The sequence below is a fragment of the Xanthomonas indica genome, from assembly GCF_040529045.1.
GTDB classification, from domain to species: domain Bacteria; phylum Pseudomonadota; class Gammaproteobacteria; order Xanthomonadales; family Xanthomonadaceae; genus Xanthomonas_A; species Xanthomonas_A indica.
The window spans coordinates 2,279,424-2,293,702 of record NZ_CP131914.1; the positions used below are offsets into that span (position 1 = coordinate 2,279,424).

The following is a 14,279-nucleotide window of genomic DNA, read 5'->3' on the forward strand; positions in this document are numbered from 1 at the left end:
CAGAGAGCACGCCAAGCCCCCATGGCAGAGCAAGCATCTTCCTTTAGCGACCGACTCGGCGCCCGTTTCCCCGGCAGCCAGGTCTTCGTGGCCCTTCCGCGCGGCGAAGTCACCCTGGAAGTGCCGGCCGACGCCTGGCACGCCACCTGCCTGGCGTTGCGCGACGAGTTCGGTTTCGAACAGCTGTCCGACCTGTGCGGTGTGGACTACCTGGGCTACGGCAGCGACGAGTGGGACACCTCGGACGTGTCCTCGCACGGCTTCAGCCGCGGCGTCGAAGGCAAGGCCATGGGCCGCTTCGCCTGGGGCGAGTTCCCCAGCGCCGAGACCGCCGCCGGCGTGCAGCCGATGCCGGTCCCGCAGCAGCGCTACGCGGTGCTGGCGCAGCTGATCTCCTACCGCCATAACCAGCGCCTGCGCGTGCGTTGCTACGCGCCGAACGAAGACCTGCCGGTGGTGGCCTCGGTCACCGACATCTGGCCGGGCGCGAACTGGTTCGAGCGCGAGGCGTTCGACCTGTTCGGCGTGGTGTTCTCCGGGCACCCGGACCTGCGCCGCATCCTCACCGACTACGGCTTCGTCGGCCATCCGTTCCGCAAGGATTTCCCGCTGATCGGCAACGTCGAAGTGCGCTACGACGAAGAGAAGCAGCGCGTGATCTACGAGCCGGTCACCTCGGTGGAACCGCGCGTGGGCGTGCCGCGCGTGATCCGCGACGATGCACGCTACCAGACTGCGGCGGGCGAAGCACAGAAGGAGTCCGCCAAGTGAGCGAGTACCACCAGGCGCACGACGGGTTCGCCAGCAATCCTGCCGAAGCCAAGCAGGAAATCCGCAACTACACGATGAACTTCGGCCCGCAGCATCCGGCCGCGCACGGCGTGCTGCGCCTGATCCTGGAGATGGACGGCGAGACCGTGGTCCGCGCCGATCCGCACATCGGCCTGCTGCACCGTGGCACCGAGAAGCTGGCCGAGTCCAAGCCGTTCAACCAGTCGATCGGCTACATGGATCGCCTGGACTACGTGTCGATGATGTGCAACGAGCACGCCTACGTGCGCGCGATCGAAACCCTGATGGGGATCGAGGCGCCGGAGCGTGCGCAGTACATCCGCACCATGTTCGACGAGATCACCCGCATCCTGAACCACCTGATGTGGGTCGGCTCCAACGCGCTCGACCTGGGCGCGATGGCGGTGATGCTGTACGCGTTCCGCGAGCGCGAAGAGCTGATGGACGTCTACGAGGCGGTGTCGGGCGCGCGCATGCACGCGACCTACTATCGCCCGGGTGGCGTCTACCGCGACCTGCCGGACCGCATGCCCAAGTACCAGGAATCGCGCTGGCACAAGGGCAACGCGCTGAAGCGGCTCAACGCCGCGCGCGAAGGCTCGATGCTGGACTTCCTGGAGGCGTTCACCGACACCTTCCCGGCGCGCGTGGACGAGTATGAGACCCTGCTCACCGACAACCGCATCTGGAAGCAGCGCACCGTCGGCATCGGCGTGGTCACCCCGGAGCAGGCCTATGCCTGGGGCATGACCGGCGCGATGCTGCGCGGCTCGGGCATCGCCTGGGACCTGCGCAAGAAGCAGCCCTACGCCAAGTACGACAGCGTCGATTTCGACATCCCGCTCGGCACCAACGGCGATTGCTACGACCGTTACCTGGTGCGCGTGGCCGAGATGCGCGAATCCAACCGCATCATCAAGCAGTGCGTGAAGTGGCTGAAGGCCAACCCGGGCCCGGTCATGGTCGAGAACTTCAAGGTGGCGCCGCCCAAGCGCGCCGACATGAAGGACGACATGGAAGCGCTGATCCACCACTTCAAGCTGTTCAGCGAAGGCTACTGCGTGCCGGCCGGCGAGACCTACTGCGCGGTCGAGGCGCCGAAGGGCGAGTTCGGCTGCTACCTGATGTCCGACGGCGCCAACAAGCCGTTCCGCGTGCACCTGCGCGCGCCGGGCTTCGCCCATCTGTCGTCGATGGACGCGATCGTGCGCGGCCACATGCTGGCCGACGTGGTGGCGATGATTGGTACCTATGATCTGGTGTTTGGTGAGGTCGACCGATGAAGGCGACAGGTAATTTCGAAGCGGCGCGCGACGTCGATCCGATGGTGGTGCTGAGCGACAAGACGCGCGCGCACATCGATCACTGGCTGGCCAAGTTCCCGCCGGACCGCAAGCGTTCGGCGGTGCTGCAGGGCCTGCACGCGGCGCAGGAGCAGAACCAGGGCTGGCTGACCGACGAACTGATCGCCGGCGTGGCCAAGTACCTGGAACTGCCGCCGGTGTGGGCCTACGAGGTCGCCAGCTTCTACTCGATGTTCGAGACCGAGAAGGTCGGCCGCAACAACGTCGCGTTCTGCACCAACATCAGCTGCTGGCTCAACGGCGCCGAAGACCTGGTCGCGCACGCCGAGAAGAAGCTCGGCTGCAAGCTGGGCCAGTCCACCGCCGACGGCCGCGTCTACCTCAAGCGCGAGGAAGAGTGCCTGGCCGGTTGCGCCGGCGCACCGATGATGGTCATCAACGGCCACTACCATGAGCACCTGACCAAGGACAAGGTCGACGAATTGCTGGACGGGTTGGAGTAACGGCAATGGCACAGCATCCCCACGCCCCCACCGGTCCGGTCGGCCCCGCGCCGCAGCCGCACCAGGTGGTGTACACCACGCTGCACTACGACACCCCGTGGTCCTACGAGAGCTACCTGAAGACCGGTGGCTACGCCGCGCTGCGCAAGATCCTCGAAGAGAAGATCCCGCCGGAGCAGGTGATCGAGATGGTCAAGCAGTCGAACCTGCGCGGCCGTGGCGGCGCCGGCTTCCCGACCGGCCTGAAGTGGTCGTTCATGCCCAAGGGCGCACCGCAGAAGTACATCCTGTGCAACTCGGACGAGTCCGAGCCCGGCACCTGCAAGGACCGCGACATCCTGCGCTACAACCCGCACTCGGTGGTGGAGGGCATGGCCATCGCCTGCTACGCCACCGGCTCCACCGTGGGCTACAACTACCTGCGCGGCGAGTTCCACCACGAGCCGTTCGAACATTTCGAACAGGCCCTGGCCGACGCGTACGCCAATGGCTGGCTGGGCAAGGACATCCTCGGCAGCGGCATCGACATCGACATCTACGGCGCGCTGGGCGCCGGCGCCTACATCTGCGGCGAAGAGACCGCGCTGATGGAGTCGCTGGAAGGCAAGAAGGGCCAGCCGCGCTACAAGCCGCCGTTCCCGGCCAATTTCGGCCTGTACGGCAAGCCGTCGACGATCAACAACACCGAGACCTACGCCTCGGTGCCGGCGATCATCCGCAACGGCCCGGAATGGTTCCTTGGGCTGAGCAAGACCAAGAACGGCGGTCCGAAGATCTTCTCGGTCTCCGGCTGCGTGCAGAAGGGCGGCAATTTCGAAGTGCCGCTGGGCACCACCTTCGACGAACTGCTGGAGATGGCCGGCGGGCTGAAGCCGGGCCGCACCCTCAAGGGCGCGATCCCGGGCGGCGTGTCGATGCCGGTGCTGAAGGCCGAGCAGCTCAAGGGCCTGCAGATGGACTACGACACCCTGCGCGCGCTGGGCACCGGCCTGGGCTCGGGCGCGATCGTGGTGCTGGACGACAGCGTGTGCTGCGTGAAGTTCGCCTGCCGCATCTCGCAGTTCTTCCACAAGGAATCCTGCGGCCAGTGCACCCCGTGCCGCGAAGGCACCGGCTGGATGCACCGCGTGCTGGAGCGCATCGTCGCCGGCAAGGCCACGATGGAAGACCTGCACCAGTTGCGCACCGTCGCCGGGCAGATCGAAGGCCACACCATCTGCGCCTTCGGCGAAGCGGCGGCCTGGCCGATCCAGGGCTTCCTGCGCCAGTTCTGGGACGAATTCGAGTACTACATCGTCAACGGTCATTCGATGGTTGACGGCAAGAAGCTGGAGGCAGCCGCCGCATGAGCGCGCAACCCAACAATCCCGGCGCGACCCCGGCGGTCGTGCCGGAAGGCCATGTGACCGTCGAGATCGACGGTCAGTCGCTGGTCGTGCCGAAGGGCTCGATGATCATCCAGGCCGCCGACAAGGCCGGCATCCCGATCCCGCGCTTCTGCTACCACGAGAAGCTGCCGATCGCGGCCAACTGCCGCATGTGTCTGGTCGACGTCGAGAAGTCGCCCAAGCCGTCGCCGGCCTGCGCCACGCCGGTCATGGACGGCATGAAGGTGCAGACCCGCAGCGACAAGGCGCTGAAGTACCAGCGCAGCGTCATGGAATTCCTGCTGATCAACCACCCGCTGGACTGCCCGATCTGCGATCAGGGCGGCGAGTGCGAACTGCAGGACGTGTCGCTGGGCTATGGCCGCTCGGTCAGCCGCTTCAACGAGCGCAAGCGCGTGGTGCCGGACGAGGACATCGGCCCGCTGGTCGCCACCGAGATGACCCGCTGCATCCAGTGCACCCGCTGCGTGCGCTTCACCGCGGACATCGCCGGCACCTACGAGCTGGGCGGCATGTACCGCGGCGAGAACCTGCAGATCGGCACCTACGACGGCAAGCCGCTGACCACCGAGCTGTCCGGCAACGTGGTCGACGTGTGCCCGGTCGGTGCGCTGACCAACAAGGTGTTCCAGTTCCGCGCGCGCCCCTGGGAACTGGTGGCGCGCGAGTCGCTGGGCTACCACGACGCGATGGGCTCCAACCTGTTCCTGCACGTGCGTCGCGGCGAAGTGCTGCGCACGGTGCCGCGCGACAACGAGGCGGTCAACGAGTGCTGGCTGTCCGACCGCGACCGCTATTCGCACCAGGGCCTGTACGCCGAGGACCGCGCACTGCGGCCGATGCGCAAGATCGACGGGCAGTGGCGCGAGGTGTCGTGGGCGGAAGCACTGTCCGCCGCCGGCGAGATCCTCAAGGCCAACCGTGGCGACGCGCTGGGCGTGCTCGCGCATCCGTCCACTTCCAACGAGGAGGGCGCGCTGCTGGCGCGCCTGGCCGAGGGCCTGGACAGCGGCAACCTCGATCACCGCGTGTACAACCGCGACTTCTCCGATGCCGCGCTGGCCGAGCCGTTCGCGCTGCCGCTGGTGGAGATCGAGCAGGCCGACGTGGTGGTGATCCTGGGCAGCAACCTGCGCCACGAACTGCCGCTGCTGCATGCACGCCTGCGCAAGGCGCGGATGCAGCGCCAGACCAAGGTGTATTCGATCAACCCGGTCGATTTCGACGTGGCCTTCGACCAGGCTGGCCGCCAGATCGTGGCGCCGTCGAAGTTCGCTGAGGCGCTGGCCGACGGCGCGCTGCGCGAAGCGGTGCAAGGCGCCGGCCGTGCGGTGCTGATCGTCGGTGCGCTGGTCGAGAACCATCCGCAGGCCGCGGCGCTGCGTGCGGCCGCGCGCGACTTCGCCGCCGCCACCGGCGCTGCGCTGTGCCGCATCCCGCAGGGCGCCAACGCGCTGGGCCTGTCGCGCTACGGCGTGCTGCCGCGCGGCCGCAACGCCGCGGCGATGCTGGCCGAGCCGCGCAGCGCCTACGTGCTGTACGGCCTGGAGCCGGGCCTGGACTTCGCCGACGCCGCGGCCGCGCGCAGCGCGCTGGCCGGTGCCAAGGTGGTGGCGTTCAGCCACTTCGCCTGCGCCTCCACCCGCGACGTGGCCGACGTGATCCTGCCCATCGGCGCGCTGCCGGAAATCGAGGCGACGCTGACCAACCTCAACGGCAGCGACCAGCGCACCCGCGCCGGCGGCAAGCTGCCGGGCGAGGCCCGCGAGGGCTGGCGCGTGCTGCGTGCGCTCGGTGGCGAACTGGGCCTGCAGGGCTTCGAGTTCATCGACCTGGCCGGGCTGCGCGATGGCCTGCAGCCGCGCGAGGTCGCCGCGGCGAGCTCGGCGCAGCCGGCACGCCAGGACGAGGGCCTGGAACTGGCCGCCAGCCCGGCGATCTACCGCACCGATGCGGTGGTGCGCCGCGCGCAGGCGCTGCAGCAGCATCCGCTGAACCGCGCGCCGGGCGTGGCGCTGCATCCGGACGAAGCGGCGCGGCTGGGCCTGCGCGACGGGCAGATGGTCAAGGTCGGCACCGCGGCGGGTAGCGCCACGTTGCCGCTGGCGACGGACAAGCGGGTCGCGCCGGGCGCGGCCTGGATCGAAACGGGCCACGGCGCGACCGCGCCGCTGGGCGCCGGTCGGGTGACGGTGGTGGCTGCATGAACGAGATGCTGTTGAACGTGGTCGACCCGCTGCACCAGTGGTTCCTCGGCCTGGGCGCCCTCGGCGTGGTCCTGTGGATCGTGCTGAAGATCCTGGTGATCGCCATGCCAGTGATCATCGCGGTGGCGTTCTACGTGGTCTGGGAGCGCAAGCTGATCGGCTGGATGCACGTGCGCCACGGGCCGATGTACGTGGGCATGGGCATCTTCCAGGCCTTTGCCGACGTCTTCAAGCTGCTGTTCAAGGAAATCATCCAGCCGAGCAGCTCGCACAAGGCGATGTTCGTGATCGCGCCGCTGATCACCCTGGCGCCGGCCTTCGCCGCCTGGGCGGTGGTGCCGTTCGACGCCAAGCTGGTGCTGTCCAACGCCAACGCCGGCCTGCTGTACCTGCTGGCGATGACCTCGCTGGGCGTGTACGGCATCATCCTGGCCGGCTGGGCGTCCAACTCCAAGTACGCGTTCCTCGGCGCGATGCGTTCGGCGGCGCAGGTGGTCAGCTACGAGATCGCGATGGGCTTCGCCCTGGTCGGCGTGATGATCGCCGCCGGCAGCCTGAACCTGAGCACGATCGTGCAGGCGCAGGCCGGCAGCTCCGGGTTCTTCGACTGGTTCCTGATCCCGCTGTTCCCGCTGTTCATCGTGTACTGGGTGTCCGGCGTGGCCGAGACCAACCGCGCGCCGTTCGACGTGGTCGAGGGCGAGTCGGAAATCGTCGCCGGCCACATGGTCGAGTACTCGGGCGGTGCGTTCGCGCTGTTCTTCCTGGCCGAATACGCCAACATGATCCTGGTCAGCTTCCTGGTCTCGATCTTCTTCCTGGGCGGCTGGCTGAGCCCGATCCAGGGTTGGGTCACCGCCGACGTCTCGCCGTGGGTCAACTGGATCTGGACCGGCGGCTGGCCGTGGCTGTTGATGAAGGTGCTGTTCTTCGCCAGCGCGTACATCTGGTTCCGCGCCAGCTTCCCGCGCTACCGCTACGACCAGATCATGCGCCTGGGCTGGAAGGTGTTCATCCCGCTGACGATCGTGTGGATCGCGGTGACGGCATTGATGGTGTTCTACGGCGTGATCCAGAAGGGCGTGTAAGCGATGAATAAAATCACCCATTACTTCAAGAGCCTGCTGCTGCTCGAGCTGCTCGGCGGCCTGTGGCTGACCTTGAAGTACACGTTCCGTCCCAAGTACACCGTGCTGTACCCGATGGAGAAGTTTCCGCAGTCGCCGCGTTTCCGCGGCCTGCACGCGCTGCGCCGGTATCCCAACGGCGAAGAGCGCTGCATCGCCTGCAAGCTGTGCGAGGCGGTGTGCCCGGCGCTGGCGATCACCATCGACTCGACCAAGCGCGAGGACGGCACCCGTCGTACCACCCGCTACGACATCGACCTGTTCAAGTGCATCTACTGCGGCTTCTGCGAGGAAAGCTGCCCGGTGGATTCGATCGTGGAGACCCAGGTGCTGGAGTACCACTTCGAGAAGCGCGGCGAGAACATCGTCACCAAGCCGCAGTTGCTGGCGATCGGAGACCGGCTCGAGGCCGAGATCGCCGAGCGCCGCGCTGCCGACGCTCCCTTCCGCTGAGGTTCCGAAATGGATTGGGTAAATATCGCTTTCTGGATCTTCGCCACCATCGCCGCGGTCGCCGCCGGCGCGGTGATCAGCGTGCGCAACCCCGTGTACGCGGTGCTGTGCCTGATCCTGACCTTCTTCTCCATCGCCTGCGTGTGGCTGCTGGTGGGCGCCGAGTTCCTCGGCGTGACCCTGGTGCTGGTCTACGTCGGCGCGGTCATGGTGCTGTTCCTGTTCGTGGTGATGATGCTGGACATCGACACCGCCCGCCTGCGCGAAGGCTGGGTGCGCTACCTGCCGGTCGGCCTGGTGGTAGCGGTGGCGATGCTGGTGCAGATGGTCACCCTGATCGGGGTCAAGGCGCGTAGCGCGGCGCCGTTCCCGGCCGACAACGCCGCGGCCCAGGCCGCCGACACCTCCAACATCACCTGGCTGGCCAAGACCCTGTTCACCCAGTTCCTGCTGCCGTTCGAGTTCGCCGCGATCATCCTGACCGTGGCGGTGGTCGCCGCGGTGATGCTGACCCTGCGCAAGCGCACCGGCATCAAGACCCAGAACCCGGGCGACCAGTCGCGGGTCAAGGCCAGCGACCGTCTGCGCATCGTCAAGATGGACGTCGAAAAGCCCACGCTCCACACTCCGCCGGCATCGCAGGAGGGCCAGCCATGATTTCCCTAGGCCATCTGCTGGCGCTCGGCGCGGTGCTGTTCTGCATCGCCCTGGCCGGCATCTTCCTCAACCGCAAGAACGTCATCGTGCTGCTGATGTCGATCGAGCTGATGCTGCTGTCGGTCAACATCAACTTCGTCGCCTTCTCGCGCGAGCTTGGCGACGCCGCCGGCCAGTTGTTCGTGTTCTTCATCCTGACCGTGGCCGCGGCCGAAGCCGCCATCGGCCTCGCGATCCTGGTGACGCTGTTCCGTACCCGCCACACGATCAACGTGGCCGAAGTCGATTCGCTGAAGGGCTGACCTGCAGATGGAAATTACGCTCTCCAAGAGTCTGCTGATCGCGGTGGTGCTGGCCCCGCTGGTCGGCAGCATCATCGCCGGCCTGTTCGGCCGTCAGGTCGGCCGCAAGGGCGCGCAGTTCGCCACCATCCTCGGCGTCGCGGTCAGCTGCGCGCTGTCGTGCTGGACCCTGTACCAGCTGGTCGGGCAGGGCGCCTCGCCATTCAACCAGAACCTCTACACCTTCTTCGAGGTCGGCCACTATTCGGCCCACGTCGGCTTCATGGTCGACCGCCTGACCGCGATGATGATGGTGGTGGTGACCTTCGTGTCGCTGCTGGTGCACATCTACACCATCGGCTATATGGCCGATGACCCGGGCTACCAGCGCTTCTTCAGCTACATCTCGCTGTTCACCTTCTCGATGCTGAGCCTGGTGATGAGCAACAACTTCCTGCAGTTGTTCTTCGGCTGGGAAGCGGTGGGCCTGGTGTCGTATCTGCTGATCGGCTTCTGGTTCAAGCGCCCGACCGCGGTGTTCGCCAACATGAAGGCGTTCCTGGTCAACCGCGTGGGCGACTTCGGCTTCATCCTTGGCATCGCCGGCGTGCTGTTGTGGTTCGGCACGCTGGACTACGCCAGCGTGTTCGCCAACGCCACCGCGGTGCTGGGCAACGAGGCCGCCGGCGGCCTGGCCCAGGTGCAGCTGTTCCAGGGCCATGCCTGGAACGTGTCCACCATCATCTGCGTGTGCCTGTTCATCGGCGCCATGGGCAAGTCGGCGCAGGTGCCGCTGCACGTGTGGCTGCCGGACTCGATGGAAGGCCCGACCCCGATCTCGGCGCTGATCCACGCCGCGACCATGGTCACCGCCGGCATCTTCATGGTGGCGCGCATGTCGCCGCTGTTCGAGCTGTCGCAGACCGCGCTGAACTTCGTGCTGGTCGTCGGCGCCACCACCGCGTTCTTCACCGGCCTGATCGGCATCGTGCAGAACGACATCAAGCGCGTGGTCGCTTACTCGACGCTGTCGCAGTTGGGCTACATGACCGTGGCGCTGGGCGTGTCGGCGTACTCGGCGGCGGTGTTCCACCTGATGACCCACGCCTTCTTCAAGGCGCTGCTGTTCCTGGCGGCGGGCTCGGTGATCATCGGCATGCACCACGAGCAGGACATGCGCAAGATGGGCGGCCTGCGCAAGTACATGCCGATCACCTACTGGACCAGCGTGATCGGCACCCTGGCGCTGGTCGGTACCCCGTTCTTCGCCGGCTTCTACTCCAAGGACACCATCATCGAGGCGGCGCAGCACCACGCGCATACCTCGCATGGCTGGATCGCGACCTACGGCTACTGGGCCGTGCTCGGCGGCGTGCTGATCACCAGCTTCTACAGCTTCCGCCTGCTGTTCCTGACCTTCCACGGCCAGGAGCGCTTCCGCGATGCGCACGCGCACGACGTGCATGCCCATCACGACAGCGCCCACACCGACGCCGAGGCGCAGTCCCATGCGCACGACGCGCATGCGCATGATGACCACCACGGCCACCATGGCGCGCACGAACCGCACGAGTCGCCGTGGGTGGTGACGGTGCCGCTGATCCTGCTGGCGATCCCGTCGATCGCGATCGGCTTCTTCACCATCGGCCCGATGCTGTTCGGCACCGACTGGGCGGGGCACCATGCCGCGGCGGCGATCAAGGGCCAGGCAGTCAGCTTCTTCACCGGCATCGTCGACTTCTACGACCCGGCGCGCGACACCGTCGGTGCGCTGGCCGAGGAGTTCCATGGCCCGGTCGCGTTCGCCCTGCACGGCCTGACCCAGCCGCCGTTCTTCCTGACCCTGGCCGGTTTCGCCCTGGCCTGGATCCTGTACCTGTGGAAGCCGGAACTGGCGGCGAAGGCGCGCAAGACCTTCTCGGTGCCGGTGTGGATCCTCGAGAACAAGTACGGTTTCGACAAGCTCTGGATCGGCGGTTTCGCCGGCGGCGGCGTACGCCTGGGCAAGGTGTCGCGCGCGGTGGATACGCATGTCGTGGACGGCGTCATGGTCAACGGCACCGCACGCGTGATCGACCTGGCGGCCAACCTGCTGCGTCGCACGCAATCCGGTTTCCTCTATCACTACGCCTTCGCGATGATCGTCGGTCTCATTGCCCTGCTGGGCGTGCTGATGCATTTCTGGCGTTGACCTGTACGGAATAAGAACACGTGTCGAACTGGCCTCTACTCTCCATCCTGATCTGGCTGCCGATCATCGGCGGCGCCCTGGTCCTCGCCGTGCGCGACGCGCGTGCGGCACGCTGGGCGTCGCTGCTGGTGGCGTTGCTGACCTTCGCGCTCAGCGTGCCGCTGCTCACCGGTTTCGACTACGCCAGCGACGCGCTGCAGTTCGTCGAGACCCACGCCTGGATCCCGGCGTACGACATCGGCTACAACCTCGGCGCCGACGGCATCGCGGTCGCGCTGATCGTGCTGACCACCCTGGTCACGGTGCTGGCGCTGATCGGCGCGTGGACCTCGATCGACAAGCGCGTCAACCAGTACGTGGCCGCGTTCCTGATCCTGGAAGGCGTCACCGTCGGCATCTTCTCCGCCACCGACGCGATGCTGTTCTACGTGTTCTTCGAGGCGATGCTGATCCCGATGTTCCTGATCATCGGCATCTGGGGCGGCCCGCGCCGCATCTATGCCGCGGTCAAGTTCTTCCTGTACACCTTCCTCGGCTCGGTGCTGATGCTGGTCGGGTTGATCTACCTGTACCTGAAGGGCGGCAGCTTCCAGCTCGCCGACCTGTACCAGCTCTCGCTCACGTCCAAGGAGCAGACCTGGCTGTTCTTCGCCTTCCTGATCGCCTTCGCGGTCAAGGTGCCGATGTTCCCGGTGCACACCTGGCTGCCGGACGCGCACGTGGAAGCGCCGACCGCCGGTTCGGTGATCCTGGCGGCGATCGCGCTGAAGATCGGCGGCTACGGCTTCCTGCGCTTCAACCTGCCGATCCTGCCCGACGCCAGCAACGAGTGGGCGTGGCTGGTGATCGCGCTGTCGCTGATCGCGGTGATCTACGTCGGCCTGGTCGCCCTGGTCCAGGACGACATGAAGAAGCTGATCGCGTACTCGTCGATCGCGCACATGGGCTTCGTCACCCTCGGCACCTTCGTCGCCTTCGCCCTGGTCGGCTTCGGCAGCGTCGACGCCGCGCGGCTGGGCCTGCAGGGCGCGATGGTGCAGATGATCTCGCACGGCTTCGTGTCCGGCGCCATGTTCTCCTGCGTGGGCGTGCTGTACGACCGCATGCACACCCGCCGCATCGCCGATTACGGCGGCGTGGTCAACGTGATGCCGTGGTTCGCCACCTTCGCGATGCTGTTCTTCATGGCCAACGCGGGCCTGCCGGGCACCAGCGGCTTCGTCGGCGAGTTCATGGTCATCATGGCCAGCTTCCAGGCGCATCCGCTGCTGGCCTTCGGCGCGGCGACCACCCTGGTGATCACCGCCGCCTACACCCTGTGGCTTTACAAGCGCGTGTTCTTCGGCGAGGTCGCCAATGCGCACGTGGCCGAGCTGAAGGACATCAACGGCCGCGAGGCGCTGGTGCTGGGCGTGTTCGCGCTCGGCGTGCTGGCCCTGGGCCTGTATCCGAAGCCGTTGACCGACCTGATGGAGCCCTCGATCGCGAAGCTGGCGGCGCAGATCGCCACCAGCAAGCTGTAAGCGGCCGTCGAGCGTATTGATTCCAGAGATTTGATGATGACCACCCCTGCGCTGCTGCCTCTGACCACCGTCGACCTGCCGCCCCTGCTGCCCGAGCTGGTGCTGACCGCCGGTGCCTTCTTCCTGCTGATGCTCGATCTGTTCGTCAGCGAGCGCAACAAGGCCTGGACCCACATCGTGTCGGTGGCGATCCTGGTCGCAGTGTTCGCGATGCTGCTGGCCGGCGTGGGCGGGCAGGGCGAGGTGTTCCAGGGCATGTTCGTGCGCGATGCCGCCGCCGACGTGATGAAGACGGTGATCGTCGGCCTCAGCGCGCTGACCCTGATCTACGGCTGGAGCTACCTGCGCGAGCGCAATCTGTACCAGGGCGAGATCCCGGTGCTGGTGCTGTTCGCCACGGTCGGCATGATGATCCTGGTCTCGGCCGGCAGCCTGCTGATGGTGTACCTGGGCCTGGAACTGCTGGCGCTGTGCTCCTACGCGCTGGTCGCCTCCAACCGCGACAACGGCATGGCCACCGAAGCGGCGATGAAGTACATCGTGCTCGGTTCGCTGGCCTCCGGCCTGCTGCTGTACGGCATGTCGCTGATCTACGGCGCCACCGGCACGCTGAGCCTGAGCGGCATCCACGAGGCGATCGGCAACGGCCGCGAGCACATGCTGCTGCTCACCGGCACCGTGTTCATGATCGCCGGCGTCGCCTTCAAGCTCGGCGCCGCGCCGTTCCACATGTGGCTGCCGGACGTCTACCAGGGCGCCCCGGCGCCGATCGCGCTGTTCATCAGCTCGGCCTCCAAGCTGGCCGCGTTCGGCATGGCCTACCGCCTGCTGGAAGTGGGCGTGGGCCCGCTGGCGGCGCAGTGGCACTGGGTGATCGGCGGCCTGGCGGCCCTGTCGCTGGTGGTCGGCAACCTGATGGCGGTGGCGCAGAGCAACCTCAAGCGCATGCTGGCGTACTCCACGGTCTCGCACATCGGCTTCCTGCTGCTGGGCGTGGCCGGCGGCGGCGAGCGCGGCTATGCGGCGGCGCTGTTCTACGCGATCTGCTACGCGGTGATGTCCACCGCGTCGTTCGGCGCGATCATCGCGCTGTCGCGCAAGGGCTTCGAGGCCGAGAACATCGACGACTTCAAGGGCCTGAACGCGCGCAACCCGTGGATGGCGCTGCTGGTGCTGTGCATCATGGCCTCGCTGGCCGGCGTGCCGCCGTTCCTGGGCTTCTGGGCCAAGCTGGCGGTGCTGGGCGCGGTGGTCGCGGTGCCCGACCAGAACCTGTGGTGGACCGGCCTGGCGGTGCTGTCGGTGCTGTGCGCGGTGATCGGCGCCTTCTACTACCTGCGCGTGATCAAGGTGATGTATTTCGACGAGCCGGTCGGCTCGCCGCTGCCGGCCAACGACGATCGCGTGCTGGGCGTGGCATTGGGCGTCAACGCCCTGGGCCTGCTGGCCTTCGGCCTGGCCTGGAGCCCGCTGATGGCGTGGTGCCAGCGCGCCTTCGCGCACCTGGCCTGATCGCGAAAGGGCGGTTTTCCCGCTGTTTCCGCCGACGCCGCCGCAAGGCGGCGTCGGCGTTTTTGCATTCGGCGATGCGATTGCTGTTTCGTTTTCCATCGTGTGCGGTTATCATGGCATCCTTCGCACGGCAGCCTCGCTACCGCGTCGAGATGAAAATCAGGGCTTGCAATCGACGCACTGATTCTTCATAATTCCGCTTCTGCTGCGGGGTGGAGCAGTCTGGCAGCTCGTCGGGCTCATAACCCGAAGGTCGCAGGTTCAAATCCTGCCCCCGCTACCATATTTGTCTGCAGCGGCAACCAGTCCATCGGTTGTCTGCGGCAGGGAAATCTGGGCTT

The 14,279-nt window shown here is 66.7% G+C and carries 12 protein-coding genes and 1 tRNA gene; all 13 read left to right on the forward strand.

Translation table 11 applies throughout. The features are described 5' to 3' along the window. Nucleotides 1-21: 21 nt before the first annotated feature. A complete protein-coding gene (locus Q7W82_RS09945) occupies nucleotides 22-771 on the forward strand; it encodes an NADH-quinone oxidoreductase subunit C (protein WP_242156713.1) in 750 nt (249 codons plus the stop codon). After that, complete coding sequence (locus tag Q7W82_RS09950; RefSeq protein ID WP_242156714.1) at nucleotides 768-2,075, forward strand: NADH-quinone oxidoreductase subunit D; 1,308 nt, start codon at nucleotides 768-770, stop codon at nucleotides 2,073-2,075. The genes Q7W82_RS09945 and Q7W82_RS09950 overlap by 4 nt, the downstream gene beginning before the upstream one ends. Next, nucleotides 2,072-2,599 carry an NADH-quinone oxidoreductase subunit NuoE gene (nuoE, locus tag Q7W82_RS09955; protein ID WP_048489486.1) on the forward strand — a complete coding sequence of 176 codons (528 nt, stop codon included), beginning with the start codon at nucleotides 2,072-2,074 and terminating at the stop codon, nucleotides 2,597-2,599. The genes Q7W82_RS09950 and nuoE overlap by 4 nt, the downstream gene beginning before the upstream one ends. A gap of 5 nt (nucleotides 2,600-2,604) precedes the next feature. Then, on the forward strand, nucleotides 2,605-3,948 hold the full coding sequence (gene nuoF / locus Q7W82_RS09960) for an NADH-quinone oxidoreductase subunit NuoF (protein ID WP_209031858.1): 1,344 nt from the start codon (nucleotides 2,605-2,607) through the stop codon (nucleotides 3,946-3,948). After that, a complete protein-coding gene (gene nuoG / locus Q7W82_RS09965) occupies nucleotides 3,945-6,194 on the forward strand; it encodes an NADH-quinone oxidoreductase subunit NuoG (protein WP_242156715.1) in 2,250 nt (749 codons plus the stop codon). The genes nuoF and nuoG overlap by 4 nt, the downstream gene beginning before the upstream one ends. Further along, the gene (nuoH, locus tag Q7W82_RS09970) at nucleotides 6,191-7,282 is read left to right on the forward strand and encodes an NADH-quinone oxidoreductase subunit NuoH (protein ID WP_160947095.1); all 1,092 of its coding nucleotides are present in this window, start codon (nucleotides 6,191-6,193) and stop codon (nucleotides 7,280-7,282) included. The genes nuoG and nuoH overlap by 4 nt, the downstream gene beginning before the upstream one ends. Before the next feature lie 3 nt (nucleotides 7,283-7,285). Beyond that, nucleotides 7,286-7,774, forward strand: a complete 489-nt coding sequence (gene nuoI, locus Q7W82_RS09975) for an NADH-quinone oxidoreductase subunit NuoI (protein ID WP_012915532.1) — start codon at nucleotides 7,286-7,288, stop codon at nucleotides 7,772-7,774. Nucleotides 7,775-7,783: 9 nt separating this feature from the next. Continuing rightward, nucleotides 7,784-8,431 (forward strand): NADH-quinone oxidoreductase subunit J, encoded by a 648-nt coding sequence (locus Q7W82_RS09980; protein WP_242156716.1) that lies wholly within the window; start codon nucleotides 7,784-7,786, stop codon nucleotides 8,429-8,431. Beyond that, on the forward strand, nucleotides 8,428-8,733 hold the full coding sequence (nuoK, locus tag Q7W82_RS09985) for an NADH-quinone oxidoreductase subunit NuoK (RefSeq protein WP_017908131.1): 306 nt from the start codon (nucleotides 8,428-8,430) through the stop codon (nucleotides 8,731-8,733). Before Q7W82_RS09980 ends, nuoK begins: the two co-directional genes overlap by 4 nt. 7 nt (nucleotides 8,734-8,740) lie before the next feature. Next, nucleotides 8,741-10,903 (forward strand): NADH-quinone oxidoreductase subunit L, encoded by a 2,163-nt coding sequence (gene nuoL, locus Q7W82_RS09990; RefSeq protein ID WP_242156717.1) that lies wholly within the window; start codon nucleotides 8,741-8,743, stop codon nucleotides 10,901-10,903. 20 nt (nucleotides 10,904-10,923) lie between these two features. Continuing rightward, on the forward strand, nucleotides 10,924-12,426 hold the full coding sequence (locus Q7W82_RS09995) for an NADH-quinone oxidoreductase subunit M (protein ID WP_242156718.1): 1,503 nt from the start codon (nucleotides 10,924-10,926) through the stop codon (nucleotides 12,424-12,426). Between the two features lie 36 nt (nucleotides 12,427-12,462). Then, nucleotides 12,463-13,938, forward strand: coding sequence for an NADH-quinone oxidoreductase subunit NuoN (nuoN, locus tag Q7W82_RS10000; protein WP_184502609.1), 1,476 nt, complete (start codon nucleotides 12,463-12,465; stop codon nucleotides 13,936-13,938). 206 nt (nucleotides 13,939-14,144) lie between these two features. Beyond that, nucleotides 14,145-14,221: transfer RNA gene (locus Q7W82_RS10005), tRNA-Met, on the forward strand. The last annotated feature ends 58 nt before the right edge of the window (nucleotides 14,222-14,279 follow it).